The 15,632-nt window shown below is 66.8% G+C and carries 14 protein-coding genes; 2 read left to right on the top strand and 12 right to left on the bottom strand.

Annotated features, from left to right (window positions below; all coding sequences use genetic code 11):
- The first annotated feature begins 57 nt into the window (after positions 1-57).
- Positions 58-2,352: an MMPL family transporter gene (locus JWS13_RS02950; RefSeq protein WP_206004413.1), complete on the top strand. Its 2,295-nt coding sequence runs from the start codon at positions 58-60 to the stop codon at positions 2,350-2,352.
- Between the two features lie 207 nt (positions 2,353-2,559).
- On the opposite strand, the gene JWS13_RS02945 is transcribed toward JWS13_RS02950, so the two are convergent.
- The 10 genes from JWS13_RS02945 to JWS13_RS02900 form a co-directional block, all read right to left on the bottom strand.
- Complete coding sequence (locus JWS13_RS02945; protein WP_241032039.1) at positions 2,560-3,489, bottom strand: M23 family metallopeptidase; 930 nt, start codon at positions 3,487-3,489, stop codon at positions 2,560-2,562.
- Between the two features lie 361 nt (positions 3,490-3,850).
- Positions 3,851-4,411: a copper resistance CopC family protein gene (locus JWS13_RS02940; protein ID WP_206004412.1), complete on the bottom strand. Its 561-nt coding sequence runs from the start codon at positions 4,409-4,411 to the stop codon at positions 3,851-3,853.
- A 94-nt stretch (positions 4,412-4,505) separates the two neighbouring features.
- The gene (locus tag JWS13_RS02935) at positions 4,506-5,180 is read right to left on the bottom strand and encodes an Rv2732c family membrane protein (protein WP_206004411.1); all 675 of its coding nucleotides are present in this window, start codon (positions 5,178-5,180) and stop codon (positions 4,506-4,508) included.
- Positions 5,177-5,533 (bottom strand): DUF4229 domain-containing protein, encoded by a 357-nt coding sequence (locus JWS13_RS02930; RefSeq protein WP_128643907.1) that lies wholly within the window; start codon positions 5,531-5,533, stop codon positions 5,177-5,179. Before JWS13_RS02930 ends, JWS13_RS02935 begins: the two co-directional genes overlap by 4 nt.
- Positions 5,534-5,592: 59 nt before the next feature.
- Positions 5,593-6,144 carry a hypothetical protein gene (locus tag JWS13_RS02925; protein WP_128643905.1) on the bottom strand — a complete coding sequence of 184 codons (552 nt, stop codon included), beginning with the start codon at positions 6,142-6,144 and terminating at the stop codon, positions 5,593-5,595.
- A 38-nt stretch (positions 6,145-6,182) separates the two neighbouring features.
- Complete coding sequence (ctaD, locus tag JWS13_RS02920; RefSeq protein WP_206004410.1) at positions 6,183-7,952, bottom strand: aa3-type cytochrome oxidase subunit I; 1,770 nt, start codon at positions 7,950-7,952, stop codon at positions 6,183-6,185.
- A gap of 115 nt (positions 7,953-8,067) precedes the next feature.
- The gene (locus JWS13_RS02915) at positions 8,068-9,015 is read right to left on the bottom strand and encodes a M56 family metallopeptidase (RefSeq protein ID WP_206004409.1); all 948 of its coding nucleotides are present in this window, start codon (positions 9,013-9,015) and stop codon (positions 8,068-8,070) included.
- The gene (locus tag JWS13_RS02910) at positions 9,012-9,374 is read right to left on the bottom strand and encodes a BlaI/MecI/CopY family transcriptional regulator (RefSeq protein ID WP_206004408.1); all 363 of its coding nucleotides are present in this window, start codon (positions 9,372-9,374) and stop codon (positions 9,012-9,014) included. The genes JWS13_RS02915 and JWS13_RS02910 overlap by 4 nt, the downstream gene beginning before the upstream one ends.
- Before the next feature lie 37 nt (positions 9,375-9,411).
- Positions 9,412-10,404, bottom strand: coding sequence for a M23 family metallopeptidase (locus JWS13_RS02905; protein WP_420854985.1), 993 nt, complete (start codon positions 10,402-10,404; stop codon positions 9,412-9,414).
- A gap of 138 nt (positions 10,405-10,542) precedes the next feature.
- Positions 10,543-12,510 (bottom strand): bifunctional copper resistance protein CopD/cytochrome c oxidase assembly protein, encoded by a 1,968-nt coding sequence (locus tag JWS13_RS02900; protein WP_206004407.1) that lies wholly within the window; start codon positions 12,508-12,510, stop codon positions 10,543-10,545.
- Positions 12,511-12,717: 207 nt separating this feature from the next.
- Between JWS13_RS02900 and JWS13_RS02895 the strand changes: the two genes are divergently transcribed.
- Positions 12,718-13,647 carry a cation diffusion facilitator family transporter gene (locus JWS13_RS02895; protein ID WP_206004406.1) on the top strand — a complete coding sequence of 310 codons (930 nt, stop codon included), beginning with the start codon at positions 12,718-12,720 and terminating at the stop codon, positions 13,645-13,647.
- Between the two features lie 169 nt (positions 13,648-13,816).
- On the opposite strand, the gene JWS13_RS02890 is transcribed toward JWS13_RS02895, so the two are convergent.
- Positions 13,817-15,046 (bottom strand): Dyp-type peroxidase, encoded by a 1,230-nt coding sequence (locus tag JWS13_RS02890; RefSeq protein WP_241032038.1) that lies wholly within the window; start codon positions 15,044-15,046, stop codon positions 13,817-13,819.
- Complete coding sequence (locus tag JWS13_RS02885) at positions 15,039-15,590, bottom strand: copper chaperone PCu(A)C (protein WP_206004404.1); 552 nt, start codon at positions 15,588-15,590, stop codon at positions 15,039-15,041. The genes JWS13_RS02890 and JWS13_RS02885 overlap by 8 nt, the downstream gene beginning before the upstream one ends.
- Positions 15,591-15,632 lie beyond the last annotated feature (42 nt).

The following is a 15,632-nucleotide window of genomic DNA, read 5'->3' as shown; positions in this document are numbered from 1 at the left end:
GGCGTCGATTCCGGGATGCGAGACCGCCTGCCCCTCCTTTTCGTCTGGGGAGTCGCGATGGCACGGCACCGGAGGGTCGTGCTGGCCGTCTGGGCGGCGCTGCTCGTCGGCTGCGCGGCGGCCTACCCGATGTTGGAGAACCGGCTTGGTGCACCGGATTTCAGAGTCAAGGGATCCGAATCGACCGAGGTGGACCGATTGCTCACTACCTATTTCCCACAATTCGGCGTGGAGCAAGATGTCATCGTGTTCCAGTCGCCGACACGAACAGCCGACAGCCCCGAGTTCAAGACGGTGGTCGACCGGACTCTCGAGGCTGCGCAGCAGGTACCGGGGGTGCGCCGTGTCATCGGCCCCTACACCGGAGACCCCGGTGCGCAGATCTCTGACGATCGCCGCGTAGCGATCGCTGTTGTCGGGTTGGACGGCGACACGCCTCAGCGGGCAACCGTGGCCGAGCAGTTGCAAAGCGTCGTTCAGGGCGGCAACACCGGGGACGTCGACGCCGCCGTCACTGGCTACTCCCCCGTCCAGAACGACGTGACCGAGATCCAGAACGCCGACGTGCAGGGCGCCGAGACGATCGGAATTCCGGTGGCGCTGGTGCTTCTCGTGCTGGCGCTGGGCGCGCTCGTTGCCGCGATCGTGCCGATCGGGGTGGCTGTCGCCGGCCTGCTTGTCGCGGTCGGAGTGATGCTCGCAATGTCAACGCTCACGACATTCGATTCGCTGGTCGTCTCGATGGCCACGATGATCGGCATTGGCGTCGGCATCGACTACGCCATGTTCATCGTCAGCCGCTTTCGCGAGGAGCTCGCGCGGGCCGGGGTCACCCGACGGGACAGTCGGCCAGAGATCGCGGACGCTGTCGGACGATCATTGATGACCACGGGAAAAACGATCATCGCGTCGGGGCTCATCGTGATGATTTCGCTGTGTTCACTGGTCGTCATGCAGGCTCCGATCTTTCGAGGGATTGCCCTCGCGGTGGCGACGGCCGTGGTAAGCACCCTGATCGTCAGCCTGACCCTGCTACCTGCACTCCTGGCTACACTCGGCCCGGCGGTCAACCGCGGCGCCCTACCGCAGCGGATGCGGGCGGCCGAGTCCACTCCCGCCGACCCGGGGAAGTCCGGCAGGTGGGCGCGGTGGGCGTACGCGATGATGGCGCGCCCGGTGATGTTCGGTGGGCTGGCAGTCGCTGTCCTGGTCCTCGCAGCGATGCCCATTTTCGGGATTCGATACGGCCTGGATATGGGTACCTCCGCTCTCGAAGACACACCCGCGGGGAGAGCGTCGACGGCTTTGACCGCGAACTTTCCACCAGGATCGCTGTCCCCCATCGAAATTGTCGCCACCGGCCCCGGTGAGACCCCCCTGACCGCCGAGGGCGTCGCACGCATCGATCAACTCGTCGGCGGTGTCGCACGCGATGACCGCGTCGATGCGGTCCTCCCGGCGCAGGAAGGTGCTGGGCGACTGCTCATCTCGGTCGTGCCGAGGGTGCCGTTCGATTCCATGGTCGCCGGTGAACTGGTACGCGATCTTCGTGCAGCGGCGGACAACTCGGCCCGCGACGGCGGACCGGTGATTCTGATCGGTGGCAGTACCGCCGAGTTCGTGGACATCTCCGACGAAATGACGACGAAGCTTCCGCTGGTCATTGCCCTGGTCCTCGGGTCGTCTCTCGTGTTCCTCATTGCCGCTTTCCGCAGCCTGGTGCTCCCGGTGAAGGCGATTGCGATGAACCTCCTGGCGACCGGTGCCGCCCTGGGCATCACCGTGGCCGTCTTCCAGTGGGGCATCGGCGAATCGTTGCTCGACTTCGTCAGCCCCGGATTCCTTCAGGTCTACCTGCCCACCGTCGTTTTCGTGATCCTGTTCGGGCTATCGATGGACTACGAGGTCTTCCTGATCGGTCGTATGCGCGAGTACTGGGAATCGAGTCACGACAACCAGTACTCAGTCGCCGCCGGCATCACACATACGGCACGGCCGATCACCGCGGCCGCCGCGATCATGGTCGTGGTCTTCGGCAGTTTCGTCACCGCGGATGTATTGGAACTCAAACAACTCGGCCTCGCACTGGCGGTGGCGGTGGCCATCGACGCGGTCATCGTGCGGCTGGTCCTGGTTCCGGCGCTGATGCGACTATTCGGCAAGTGGAACTGGTGGTTCCCGCATCGGCGAACACAGGTCTCGTCGTCCGCGACGACACCGCGCCGAACCCAGGTATCGGCGACCAGCGGCGACGGCACCGGTCCGGCAGGTGAAGGGCTCGGTCGCCACCGTGCTCACCTGGACGGCGCGCCGAACGAGGTGACCTCCTCGTGGCTGCGTGAGGAGGAATAGATGGACACCGACTGCGCTTCTCGCGATTCAGTGACCCCATCGCATGCAGGTGGGTAGCGACGGTGATAACCGTGTTGTAGGCGTGCTGCTCACGGCCACCGAGCCGGTCGAGTCGACCCCGTACCGACTACGGTTCCGTCGAGTCCCAACAAATTCATCGCGTCGGCAGCGAGACCCGAAGTCCCTTCATGCCCTTTTCTCACCGCGTCATCCGCGCACATCCGGAGATTGAAGCTGAACCCCCCGTGCGTTCAACCAGGCCAGGGGATCGGCCTTCCGACCGTCAGGCTGCCATACCTCGTAATGCAAATGCGGACCTGTCGATTGGCCGCGATTGCCAACCGTGGCGATCTGCTCCCCTGCGCGGACCTTCTGTCCTGCGGTTACCAAGGCTTCGTTGATGTGCCCGAAGACCCCGATGGTGCCGTCGTCCTGCAGGATACGAACCCACAATCCGAACCCGGAGGCCGGGCCGGCCTCGAGGACGGTGCCATCGGTCACCGACACAATCGGTGTGCCGATGGAGTTGGCGATGTCGAGCCCGTAGTGAGTCGTCCCCCACCGGGCCCCATAGTTCGAGGTCAAGGTTCCACTCACTGGCGCAATGGACATCGGCCGGCGGGCGGCGGCCTCACGCTCGGCACGTGCGGCTTCTCGCTCACGCGCCCGGGCCAGCTGGTCCGCGAAGTCGGAGAGTTCCGGGATCTGGGGAATCTGCAACACCTGAGGTACGGAGGAGAGAGCCTGGGCCACCGGGTCGGGGGTCGGTTGCGGCGCCACATCGACCCCGGGGGCGTCGGCGGCGGGGCTGCCGTGTGCGGTCGACGTCCCGGCGGCCAGGAGTGCGCCCGTGGCGATCGAAAGCACCATGATCCGTCCGCTGTGCCGCGACGGCACCGAACGCCTGTGGGATCCGGTTCGCCGCGGACGGGCGGTGGTGTCGGAGATCTTCGTAGCAGAGTCCGTCACGTAGCCGTCGTGGCCGAGGTTCATTTCCGCGCCGATCGTGGCGGTCGCATCGCCATCTGCGTCGGCAGCGTCACCCGCTTGCGGGGCAGCCTCCTGGGCTGCGTCGGAGTCGAGGTCCCAGCGCAGGAAGTCGAGATCGTCAGGTTCGGGCCTTCTGTGGCGTGCCAAGATCGGTTTCCTTGCGTGGTTCAAGATAACGAAATGATGACGGACACGGTCACAGTACTACTATCTTGCATAGTTTTTCATCTTGACCTTGACATTCACTTCGGGTACAGGGCGGCCCTTCCGTACCGAGCTCTATGTCGCGGCAGCCCGATCGGCACGTTCGCCCGTCCGAGGCAGGGTGCCGTTCTTCTGTTCCCTTATCCCCCGGCTCCCGGCTCCCGGCCACTGCCGCAGGCGGCTGTGGCTGTGGCTGCCACGCCAGCATCGTTCCCGGTGACGGCGAGTCCTGGGCAGGTCGATCAGTCCGGCGGCGAGAAGGATCGAGAACCTCATGGCCGTATCGGTCTCACGCGGTGCGCCCTCAGCCCTTCTTGCGGCGCTCACCGCGCAGCACCAAGACAATGCCGCCGACAAAGAGCAACACAACGATTCCGCCGAGGATCGGCAGCACCATCGGTGCGCCCTTCGATGTCTCCGTGGTCGTCATCCCGATGGCCGACGAGGCCGGGGTCGCCGCAGCCGCCTCTGTGGGGCCGGGTGTCGCGCCGGCGGGGCCGGGCGCCGCCGACACGGTAAACGGGTATGAACCGGTAATCGGGTGACCATCCTCGGAAACCACGCGGTAGCCCACCGTATACACCCCGGGAGGGATGCCCGCCTCGATGCCCGCGGTGAGGCGCTCACCGGCGACGACCGGGGTGGAGTTGCCCCATTGTTGCCCGTCGGTTCCGACGACTGTGACGGTGACGAAGGTGTTCTGAACCTTCTGGTTGAAGACCAATTCGACACTCTGAGGCGGGGTGTCGAGAACCGAATCCGCCGTCGGCGTCGAACTCACCAGTTCACTGTGGGCCTGGGCCGGAACGATCCCGAGCAGCAACCACACCGCGGCCACGGCCAGTACGGTGATGATTCGTTTCACTACTGTCCTCCTCATCATCTTTCTGCCCGCATCACCACGAGGCGGATGCTCGGATCGGGCGCAGGCCATGGTGCGGGACCCCGACGCGGCGTTCTCACTTGAGCTTCGGTCGGAACGCGCCGGAGCCGGGCGGAAGGTCGCCGCGCTGCTCGGCTTCGGCGGTCAGCCGTCGCCGCTCCTGCTCGGCGTCCATCTGGGCCACGGTGCGACCCCACACCACTTTGAGCCAGTGGAAGGTCAAGAAGATCACTGTTACCCACCCGAGAAGCAGCCCGGGGCCGACTCCGGCGACATCGAGGTTGGGCGAGACCGTCTGACGCGACCACACCGCGAGCATGCCGAACACGCTGCCCAGAGCGCAGCCGGCCAACGCAGCCCACGCCACCACCCACATCCGGGTGACGAGAGCGAGCATCGACATCACCGCACCGAACGCAACGGCGAGGGTGACGAAGATCCGCGAGGGCAGTGCGATTGCTTCGGCACCGGCATTGTCGCTGCTGACGAGCACGTCCCAGCCGTTGGCCACCCCGGAGTGTGGCAGGGAGAACGAGAGCAACAGCACCAGTACCGCCGCCGCGACGACCATCGCCCGGGCCCCGGGGTTGATCTCGGAGGCCATCTTTCGTTCGGCCTCCGCAGCGGTCACCTGCGCCGCAGAAGGGTCGGTGCTGCTCAGGAAACCGGACCGCCCCGGTGCTGCGGCCGCATCGTCTCGGTTCGGGTGGTCTGGTGATGGTGGGGTTTCGGCGTCGCCCGGGTCGTTCATGATCGGCGACCTGCCTTCCGGAACTGTGGGCTGGTGCGGGCCGCGCTCGCGGTTCGTTGAGCATCGAACGCCGCGATTGTGGCGTTGACCTTCTTGCGCTGTGCGGCGAACACGGCCAGGGAGAGGGGCATCGAGATCAGCACCGCGAACACCGCGGCGATGAGGAAGTCGACGTCGCGCCCGATCAGCGGGCCCACCGCCATGATCGCCGCCGCGACCACCGCCACCAGCAGCAGCCGGGCGATCGCGTAGACGCCGATGGCCTGCACCAGGTGTCGGGTGGTGACCGATCCCGGCTGCGGGGAACTGCCGGCGTCAGGGGCATGTGTGTGGCGCATCGCCGAGATTCCCATGGTCTATCGATGTCCTTCCGCGCAGCGAAGTCGTCGCCGCGCTGCTATAGCGGGCGTGGTCACCGCGCTCCCTTCAGCGAGATCTGCGCGCCCGGGTCGTGACGCCACAGATAGGTCAGCAGGGAACAGTACGAGGCCGTTGCCTGGGCCCGAACCTGTTCCGGGGTCATGGTGCCCCACCCGGAGCCGATGGGAATCGCGGCGAGCAGCAGCAGCCGGTTCGCCAGCGCGGCTACCGGGCTGCCGATGTCGGCGATGGTTCCACCGATATGCGCTGCGGCATCGAGGATCGCCTCGGGAATCGGTCGGAGTTCCTCGGCGAGGTCGAGCGGTGCCTCCCCCGTGTCCGCCATGACGGGTGGTCGCCGCAGCGCAGACTCGATCGAATCGATGACGCGAAGTACCTGCCGCTCGTGCCCACGGAGTCCGCGGGGGCGGGCGATGTGGCGACAGGTGATGGGAGCAAGTCCACACAGGTCGTCGGCGGCCGAAGCCATGCCCGCACCGTCGAGGACGGTGGGGACCAGGCTACGAATCAGCCAGTCGGCCAGGGCGGCGGTGGCCTCATCGGTTCCCGGTACGGTCAGTACCGGCATCGCGCTCGTTGTCATGGTTGCATTTCCGATCGATGTTTCGTGTCCGGTAGGTGCTACCGGGCCTGTTCGGGTGCCGCGGTTCCGCCGTCGCCGTCCACGATGGCTTCGGTGAGATGTTCGGACGGTGCGACGGACTTCCGGTGGCCCGATCCGACGTGCGCTTCGGCTTGCATCCGCGCGATCATGTGCGGGTAGTGCAGCTCGAACGCGGGACGTTCGGAGCGGATGCGCGGCAGCTCGGTGAAGTTGTGCCGCGGCGGCGGGCAGCTGGTGGCCCACTCGAGCGAGTTGCCGAAGCCCCACGGGTCATCGACGGTGACGACCTCGCCGTACCGGTAGCTCTTGAAGACGTTCCAGATGAACGGCAGCGTCGAGGCACCGAGGACGAACGCGAAGATCGTGGAGAACGAGTTCAGGAACGTGAAGCCGTCCGAGGGCAGGTAGTCGGCGTAGCGGCGGGGCATACCTTCGTTACCCAGCCAGTGCTGGACGAGGAAGGTGCCGTGGAAGCCGATGAACGTGGTCCAGAAGTGCCACTTGCCCAGGGGCTCGTCCATCATGCGGCCGGTCATCTTCGGGAACCAGAAGTAGATGCCGGCGTAGGTGGCGAACACGACGGTGCCGAAGACGACGTAGTGGAAGTGGGCGACCACGAAGTAGGTGTCCGTCACCTGGAAGTCGATCGGCGGGCTGGCGAGGAGCACACCGGACAGACCGCCGAAGAGGAACGTGACGAGGAAGCCGATCGAGAACAGCATCGGCGACTCGAACGTCAGGTGGCCCTTCCAGATGGTGCCGATCCAGTTGAAGATCTTCACCCCGGTCGGGACGGCGATCAGGAACGTCATGAACGAGAAGTACGGCAGCAGCACGGCGCCGGTGGCGTACATGTGGTGCGCCCACACCGCGATGGAGAGGGCGGCGATCGCCAGGGTCGCGTAGATCAGGCCGGTGTACCCGAAGATCGGCTTGCGGGAGAAGACCGGGAAGATCTCCGAGACGATGCCGAAGAACGGCAGCGCGATGATGTACACCTCGGGGTGTCCGAAGAACCAGAACAGGTGCTGCCACAACATCACACCGCCGGTGGCCGGGTCGAAGATGTGGGCGCCGAGTTGCCGGTCGGCGAGCAGCGCGAGCAGTGCCGCGGTCAGCAGCGGGAACGCCAGCAAAATCAGGATGCTGGTGATGAAGATGTTCCAGGTGAAGATCGGCATGCGGAACATCGTCATACCGGGGGCGCGCAGGCAGACCACGGTGGTGATCATGTTGACACCGCCCAGGATGGTGCCCAGGCCCGAGACCAGCAGACCGACGATCCACAGGTCCGCGCCGATACCGGGCGAACTTATTGCGGAGCTGAGTGGGGCGTAGGCGGTCCAGCCGAAGTCGGCGGCGCCGCCCGGGGTGATGAACCCGGCGGTCGCGATGAGCGCCCCGAACAGATACAGCCAGTAGCTGAACGCGTTGAGGCGGGGGAACGCCACGTCGGGGGCGCCGATCTGCAGCGGCAGGATGAAGTTGGCGAACCCGAACACTACGGGGGTCGCATAGAGCAGCAGCATGATGGTGCCGTGCATGGTGAACAGCTGGTTGTACTGCTCGTTCGACAGGAACTGCATGCCGGGCACAGCGAGCTCGGCGCGCATCATCAGCGCCATCAGGCCGCCGACGAGGAAGAACGCGAACGAGGTCACCAGGTACATGATCCCGAGCACCTTGGGATCGGTGGTGGTGATCATTTTGAAGAGAAACGACCCCTTGGGCGCCGTGCGGGCGGGATATGCCCGGGTGGCGACGGGTGGGGGTGCGATGGCAGTCATGAGATGCCCGCTTCCTGTCGAGACGCAATCAATAAGACGTTCGACAGCCTAACTCAACTACTATGCGGCATAGTATTTAGGTGGTGGAGTTCACGCCCCACCAACGAAAACCCTTCTAGGCCACCATGATGCACGCTGCGGTCGAGAACACCAGGACCACCACCAGCGCCGCGAAGGCGGGCAGCGTGATGGTCACGGCGGCGGCGGCGCAGCACGCCAACCTCGAATACCTGGTCTGTGGGGCCACTCGCAGACGCCACAGACGCAACGTGGTGTCGTTACCGAGGCCAAGCGTCCATGCCGGCTGGGGCAGAGCGGCGTCGGCGACCGCAGCGAGCGCGGAGCTGACCACTGCGGGACTGGTGGCCTTGGCGGCCTGTTGGTCGGCGGCCAGTTCGATGACCGTCTTGACCGCACCCGGCGCGCGGGCGAAGAGCGGCACGCGGGGGAAGACCTTGGCGAGGACGTCGCAGATGCTGACGATTCGGTGGTGGTGGCCGCTGAGGTGAGCGCGTTCGTGGGCGAGCACGGCGTCGCGTTCGACGCTGCTCAGGCTGGACGACAGACCTTCGGTGGCGACGACGAAGCCCGGCCGGCCGGAGACGGAATAGGCCATCGGGAGTGGGTGATCGAGCCACATCACATCGCCACGGTCCGGTTCTCGTCGGGCAACGATGGCGACCACGTCGCGGTGAAAGTCCTGCATCTGCGCCCGCGCAGTGGATTGGCGGCGGGCGAAGAAGACCACGCGCGCGGCCAGCGCCATGACCGTGACGATGCCGGCGACGGCGAGCGACTCCCCTATCCACGGCCGGGCGGTGTGCTGCACCGCAGAGAAGCACCGCACGATCGTGTCGATCATGCCCTCGGCCGGTGCGTGTTCCGGCCAGAAAAGAATCACGACCGCAGAGCACCCGAAGAACAACACACTGGCCATACTCGCCAGCCACGAGGCCAGCACCACGCTCGGGCGCATGGCCGACAATGTCATCCGCTCGAGGACCGACGGGGCGAGCACCGCCACCAGTGCCGCCCCGACCAGCAGGATGAGTGCGAGGGTCACTTGCCGCGACCCTTCTTCGACAGGCCACGGCGCAGTGCCTCGAGTTCGCTGTCAGAAACCGTGCGCGCGAAATGCAGCAGCACGGCCGCCGAATCACTACTGCTGTCGAGCAGCGCCCGCAGTGCCTGCGACGTCGCTTCCTCGCGGGTGCGGACCGGGAAGTAGTAGAAGGCACGGCTGCGCTTCTCCCGCTGGACCCACTCCTTCTCGTGCAGGTGCGTCACGACCGTCAGGATGGTGGTGTAGGCGTGCTGCTTGCGCTCGTTGAGTGTGTCGAGCAGATCGTGGACCGACATCGGCTCGTCCGAGGACCACAGGATGTCCATCACTTCGGCTTCGAGGCCACCGAGTCGCTTCATGGCTCTTCTCCTCACGTCCCGAAACTCCGTCAAACCCTCAATCGGATGATGTCATGTCGATCCCACGGTTACGCAACCACGCCGCCGGATCCGCCTTCACGCCGTCCGGCTGCCACACCTCGTAATGCAGGTGCGGACCTGTCGATTGGCCGCGGTTTCCGACCGTGGCGATCTGTTCGCCGGCCCGGACTTTCTGTCCGGCCGTCACCAGGGCTTCGTTGATGTGCCCGAAGACGCCGATGGTGCCGTCGTCCTGCTGGATCCGCACCCACAGGCCGAAACCCTGCGCCGGTCCGGCCTCGAGGACCGTGCCGTCGGTCACCGCGACGATCGGTGTTCCGATGTCGTTGGCGATATCGAGGCCGTAGTGGGTCGTGCCCCACCGTGCCCCGTAGTTCGAGGTGAGTGTTCCGCTGACCGGTGCGATTGAGGTTCCCGGCGGACGGAGAGACCCGACCTTTCCCGGTGCGGCGAGCTCTTGGGTGCGGGCCGCGGATTCCTGCGCGGCGCGTTCGGCCGCCGCCCGCTCGGTGCGTTCGGCCTCCCGCTCCCGCGCCTTCGCCAGCTGATCGGTGAACTTCGTCAGGTCCGGAATCTCCGGGATCTGCAACACCTGGGGCACGGACGCCAGGGCCTGGGTTACCGGGTCGGCGGGCGGTTGCGGGGCGATCTCCACCTGCGGGGCGGTCTCGGTCTGGGCGGCGTGTGCGGACGACGTTCCGGCGGCCAGCAGGGCGCCGGTGGCCACCGACAGGACCGCGACCCGCCCGCCGGGCCGACCCGGGGCGGGGCGACGGTGGGCTCCGCCGCGCCGGTGGCGTCGGGCAGCCTGCTCCTGAAGCGATTCGCCGGCCTGCGGCTCGACGAGATCATTCCCACCGGGTGCGCCGTCCCCGAATTCGCCCTCCGCCGGAAGCGTGCTTGCGGGGTGGGTTGCCGTCACCACCACCGGTGCCGGCGCCTGGGGGATGTCGCCGTCGCTGCTCCACGCGTCGAGATCGTCGGGTTCGGGCCTGCGGTGACGTGCCAAGATCGGGTTCCTTGCGTGGGTGAAGATAACGAAATGGTGACGGACACGGGCCACAGTACTACTATTTCGCATAGTTTTTCATCCGGGGGTTGACACCCTGGGGGCGGCGAAGTGCCGAAGCGAGCCCGCAGCGCGGGGCTATGGTGTGGCGTTCCGATCGACGTGCGCCTGCATCGAGGCGGAGGGGCGGCGTCGGCGCGCGTCCCGGATCCGGAGGGCCGCGACCGCGGCCGCGGCCACCAAGGGCAACGCCCCGGCCATCAGGCCCACCGCGGCGCCGAGCCGTTGATCGGCGGCGAGGTCGTCGAACCAGCCGCGCCGCAGGGTGGTGTAGTACTCGGCGGCGATCACCGTGCCGGAGTCGGCCACCACGATCAGGAAGCAGGCGTAGGCCGCGAGTGCGCCGACCACCACGAGCAGCCGAGTTCGCGGCGCCGTCCGGTGTGGGGCCGGATCGCTCCCGACACCAACCCAGAAGAACACGAACCCGGTCATCACGAAGTAGGCATTCGCCGCCACGTGCCAGAAATGCGAACCGCCGACGGAGTCGTAGAGCCCGCCCAGGTAGAACACGTAGAAACCGCCGATGAACAGCGTGAACGCGACGGCCGGGTGGGTGAGGAAGCGCACGGGGGCGCTGCGGTAGATCTGTTGCGACCACTCCCACATTCCCGGCACGCCGACCCGGCCGCGGCACACGGTGCGGGAGAAGAGGGTGAACGGCGCCCCCAGCACGAGAAGAAGCGGAGCGATGATCGCGAGCGCCGCGACGGCGCCCATGTGGACGCTGAACACGGCCGGGGCGAAGCGCCCCACGCCTGAGGATGTGGCGAGCAGCAGCGCGGCGCAGCCGAGCACCCAGCTCACGGTGCGCAGCACCGGCCAGTCCTGCTGGTCGCGGCGCAGTCGCCGAACACCGAGAAGATACGTGGCGGCGAGAAGTATCGCCGCGGCCCCGAAGATCAGATCGAAACGCCAGTCGATCATCAGACGCAGCGGTGACGGCGCACCGCCCAGGTCGTAGCCCAGGGTTTCCCCGAGCGGGGTCGGCTCGCGGCGCTCGCCCGCCGGTGGCGGGGTGCGGCCGAGCGCGACCGCGATGCCGATGGTCATCGAAAGCACCACCGACTCGACGACCGCGAGCCGGGTGAACTCCGTGCGGTCCTGCGGATCCTTCTCCAGGGCTGTCACCGCGACGGTGCGCTGACGCCAACCCGCGAGCCCCACCAGAACCAGGGCGGCGACTTTCGCCAGGATCAACACACCGTAGGTGCTGGTCACCAGCGCGGTCACCGGCACCCGTACCGCGGCGTTGACCACCCCGGAGACCGCCATGATCACGTAGGCGCCGACCGCAATGGCCGAGAACCGGCGGGCCGCGACATCGAGGTGCTGCCCGCGTCGGCGCACGTGCAGCACCAGCGCGACCAGCCCGCCCATCCACAGGGCGGCGGCGACGATATGGAAGACCAGGCTGTTGGTGGCGATGTCGTGGGAGCCGCCCGACGCCGAGTGACCCGACAGGGCACGCGGCATCAGACTCGCGACGGCCAATAGGAGCAGGGTCGGTGCCCACTTGTGGCGCAGCACCAGCCGGCACACGGCCGCGACGACCACAGCGATCAGGCAGGTCCACGCCCACGCTTTTGGGACCTCGAGGTCGGCGACAGCTTCAAAGAACGGTCCGGGGTCGGCGAAGACCGTGCCGAGACTCTGACCGGAACTGTCCGAGAGCGTCAGCGGTACCAACAGTGCCGCGCAGACCGCCCAAATGGCGGCAGCCACACTGGCGGTGCGCACCGCCAGATAGCCGTCCACATCGAGGACCCCGGAGGATTGCGGCGGCACCAGGACCGCCGCGAGCAGCAGCGAGCCGACCATGACGACGGCCGCCGTCTCACCGAACGCCATGACCGCCGGCACGCCGTAGGTGGTGATCGCCCCCGGGTCGGGCAGGCCCAGCAACCGCAGCACCTCCGAGGCCGACAGTTGCGCCAGCCCCGCGGCGACGATGCCCGCCAGCGCCGCCCATCCGAGCAGCTGCGGCAGGGCGCGCCTGCGTCCACGGTCGCCGGGTCGGGCGTCGACGTCGTCCACTGCACTCACGCGGAGAAGGCCTTCCTGGTTACTTCATCGAATTCCTGTCGGCCCGGCTCACCACACATGCGCACGGTCGCCGAAATACTATGGAGGATAGTAGTGGGCTGTCCGGATGCGAATTTCACCCTGAACGCACGCGAACCACTCGCGTATATACATGCGCATATGACAATATAAGGTTGAATCGACATCCGAACGGAAGGACGAACGCTCATGGGGCATGGCCACGGGCACGGGCACGGCATCTCGCCCGCCGACGCAACGAGCGCATCGGCCAAACATGTGTGGCGACTGTGGGTCGCGGTAGGGCTCGGACTGGTCACCTTCGTCACACAAGTCGTAGTCGGCCTGTCGACGTCGTCACTGGCGCTGCTGTCCGACTCCGCACACGTATTCACCGACGTCTTCGGCATTCTGATGGCACTGACCGCGATCCTGCTCGCACAACGCGCAGCGGCCCGGCCGGATCGCACGTTCGGCCTGTACCGGGCGGAAGTCTTTGCGGCCCTGTTCAACGCGATCCTGCTGTTCGGCGTGGCCGGGTGGGTGCTGTACGAGGCAGCCGGTCGGCTGTCCGATCCACCGGAGGTGCCGGGCCTGCCGGTCACCATCGTGGCCATTGTGGGCTTGGTGATGAACGTGGCCGCCTTCCTGCTCCTGCGGTCGGGGGCGAAGGAAAGCCTGAACGTGCGCGGCGCCTACCTCGAGGTCATGGCAGACATGCTCGGTTCGGTCGGCGTGCTGATCAGTGGCCTAGTGACCTTGCTGTTCGGGTGGCGCTACGCCGACCCGGTCATCGGTGTCGCCATCGGACTGTTCGTACTCCCCCGCGCATACAACCTCGGGCGACACGCGCTGCGGATCCTGCTCCAGCATGCCCCGTCGGGGCTCGACATCCCCGAGATCACCCGCGAGCTCAACGCACTGCCCGGGGTCCAGGACGCTCACGATCTGCACGTGTGGACACTCACCAGCGGCATGGAGGTGGCCTCGGCACATTTGACCACCGAATCCGACGCCGACCCCGCGTCGGTCCTTGCCTCGGCACAGACATTGCTGGCGGAGAAGTTCGACCTCCCACACGCCACCTTGCAGGTCGAACCCGCACAGGGACCGGGACGCTGCGAGGAGCTGCCCTGGTAGCCGTTCCCCCTGTCCCGGAAGCTCCGGTCGGCCCGCATGTCAGGTACCGGCCGGAGCTTCCACATGACACGCCCAAATCTCCTGCACCAGAGGAAACCGCCGGTCCGCGCGGTCCACCTCCTGTTCGTGATGACCGGGCGCTGCAGGGCCGAGCGCCGTGCGCCGACGCTCAGGTACGGCCGTCGAGCAAGCTGCTCCCGAGATAGTCCTCTACCGAGGTCACTCCCGGCGGAATCGCGTAGACCGCGGACCCGATCGGCGTGGTCCACTGGTTGAGCGCGTCGAACTCGGCCAGCCGCTGCTGGACGGGCCGGAACTGGGCGTCGACGTCACGCTGGTAGGCGGCGAAGATCAGCCCCGAGTTCGAGGTCTGCCCGGGCCCGGGTGCATCGTCGTAGTTGTAGGCGCGCCGATGGAAACGCTCGCGGTCGCCGAAGGGTTGGGCTCGCGCAATATGCGAGGACGGCGGGATGACCGGAATTCCGTATCGATCGGTCGCCGCGAAGTCCGGAGCGTCGTTCTCGCTGCTGCCGGTCAACGGCGCCCCGGTATCGAGCGTGCGACCGACGATCAGTTCCCTTCCGGAACGGTCGATTTCTTCCCAGGTGTCGAGTTCCATCCGGATCCGGCGCAGCACCAGCGAGGTGCCACCTGCAAGCCACGGCACACCCGCGCCGTCGTCCCAGACCAGTTCGTCGAAGTCCGTCGCAGGGTCGGGATTGACAGTGCCATCGACCTGCCCCATCAGGTTCCGCATCGTGGTGCCTTCGGGGTGGCTGCGGCGGGCGTGCCGGAACCCGTGCTGGGACCACCGCACCGTGACCAGTGAGCGCACATTCTTCAACAGAACACGCACCGCATGGGCGACTGCCATCTGATCGTCAGCACAGACTTGCAGCAGCAAATCCGTTTGCCCCCAACCGTCGTCAAGTTTGTCGATGGGAAACGCCGGCAGTGGCCGCAACCAGGGCGGCTGATCGCCGACCACGTCCGCGGCGGCGAATGCGCCGGACCCGAGCCCAATCGTGACAGTCAGCCGGGCCGGGGCGGCAGCCAGTTCGGGCTCGGTGTCGGCGAGCGCCGGTGCACCGTTCGCCAGTCTGGCGGCGTCGTCGGTCCACACCTTCAGGATGCCGATCAGGGTCGCCGCTCTGGCGCCCGGACGCAGATCCAGCCCGACGAACTGGGCGTGCGCCTGCACGGGGGTGGCGATCCCAGCCTGATGTGTCCCGAAGAACGGCTCGGTCAGCCCGCCGTCGATGGCCGCCGTGGGATCGACCCGCTCCGCGACCGCGTGTATTCCCCATCCGAGTCCGGTCGCCCCGAGCGCGGCGGCGCCTCCGCCGAGGAGACGCCGCCGGCTCACACCGCGACTCGAGGGGTTCTCGCACTCAGCCACCGTGATTGGAGGTGGTCGCGGACGCGCCCTCGGCGGGTTCGTCCTCAGTCGGCAGGTACTCCTCCTTGTTGCCGGAGAAGTCCCGGACAGCGGCATCGAAACTCGTGGTCGACCCATCTTCGAAGGTGAGGGTGAAAGTGGCGATGGTGCCGGGGGTCAACGGCGCGGTGATATCCATCAGCATCAGATGGTCGCCGCCGGGTGAAATGCTGTGCGTGCCGTTCGCCGGAACGACGACCCCGTCCGGCTTCTGCCGCATGGCCATCGACCCCCCTTCACCCGGGGCCATCTCGTGCAATTCCATCCGGGCCGAGGCCGGGCTGCTCGCCGACACGATGCGCACGTCGCCGCGGCCGGTGTTGGCCAGTTCCGCGAAGGCCGAGGTCATGCCGCTATCGGCGGCCTTGACCCACTGATCGGTCACCGTGACCGAGTCGGCTTGCGTCGCCGACGGCGTTTGTGGGGACGAGCTGCATCCGGCCACCAGTAGGCCGACGCATACTGCGCCGGCAGTCAGGGTGTAACCAAGGGACGATCTGGTCATCTTTGTGTCTTCTCCATCAATGCTGGACGCGCTGAATCGCGT

It is taken from the genome of Rhodococcus pseudokoreensis (genome assembly GCF_017068395.1).
In the GTDB taxonomy this organism is placed as follows: domain Bacteria; phylum Actinomycetota; class Actinomycetes; order Mycobacteriales; family Mycobacteriaceae; genus Rhodococcus_F; species Rhodococcus_F pseudokoreensis.
The sequence above is the reverse complement of the archived record's forward strand: the minus strand, read 5'-3'. Positions and strand labels throughout refer to the sequence as shown.